Annotated in this window: 1 protein-coding gene; it reads right to left on the bottom strand. The window is 60.5% G+C overall.

The window, feature by feature from the left end; translation table 11 throughout:
- Window positions 1-1,062, bottom strand: a 1,062-nt coding sequence (gene tuf / locus MWU51_RS17035) for an elongation factor Tu (protein WP_247039764.1), incomplete at its 5' end; no start/stop codon positions are given.

The raw sequence follows: 1,062 nt of genomic DNA, 5'->3' as shown, positions 1-1,062 counted from the left end.
TTACTCGATGATCTTCGACACAACGCCCGAACCAACGGTGCGGCCGCCTTCGCGGATGGCGAAGCGCAGCTTCTCTTCCATCGCGATCGGAGCGATCAGTTCAACATTGAACTTCAGGTTGTCGCCCGGCATCACCATCTCGGTGCCCGACGGCAGCTCAACCGTGCCGGTCACGTCGGTGGTCCGGAAGTAGAACTGCGGACGGTAGTTCGCGAAGAACGGCGTGTGACGGCCACCCTCTTCCTTGGTCAGGATATAGACCTCGGCTTCGAACTTCGTGTGCGGGTTCACCGAGCCCGGCTTACACAGAACCTGGCCACGCTCGACCTTCTCACGGTCGATACCGCGCAGAAGAACGCCGACGTTGTCGCCAGCTTCACCGCGATCCAGCAGCTTGCGGAACATTTCAACGCCCGTGCAGGTCGTTTTCTGCGTGTCCTTCAGGCCGACGATTTCGATCTCGTCGCCAACATTCACAACACCACGCTCAACACGACCGGTCACAACCGTGCCGCGGCCCGAGATCGAGAACACGTCTTCGATCGGCAGCAGGAACGCACCGTCAACCGGGCGGGCCGGCGTCGGGATGAACTCGTCAACAGCCGCCATCAGTTCGCGGATCTTGTCTTCGCCGATATTGGCGTCGCGACCTTCAAGGGCAGCCAGAGCCGAGCCTGCGATGATCGGAATGTCGTCGCCCGGATAACCGTATTCGGTCAAGAGCTCGCGGATCTCCATCTCGACCAGCTCAAGCAGCTCTTCGTCGTCAACCTGATCGACCTTGTTCATGAACACGACCATGGTCGGGATACCAACCTGGCGGCCCAAGAGGATGTGCTCGCGGGTCTGCGGCATCGGGCCGTCAGCAGCGTTCACAACCAGGATCGCGCCGTCCATCTGCGCCGCACCGGTGATCATGTTCTTCACATAGTCAGCGTGGCCGGGGCAGTCGACATGGGCGTAGTGACGCGCGTCGGTCTCATACTCAACGTGGGCGGTCGAGATCGTGATACCACGTGCTTTCTCTTCCGGCGCGCCGTCAATCTGATCATACGCCTTGAA

It is taken from the genome of Aliiroseovarius sp. F47248L, assembly GCF_023016085.1.
Taxonomy (GTDB): Bacteria; Pseudomonadota; Alphaproteobacteria; order Rhodobacterales; family Rhodobacteraceae; genus Aliiroseovarius.
The sequence above is the reverse complement of the archived record's forward strand: the minus strand, read 5'-3'. Positions and strand labels throughout refer to the sequence as shown.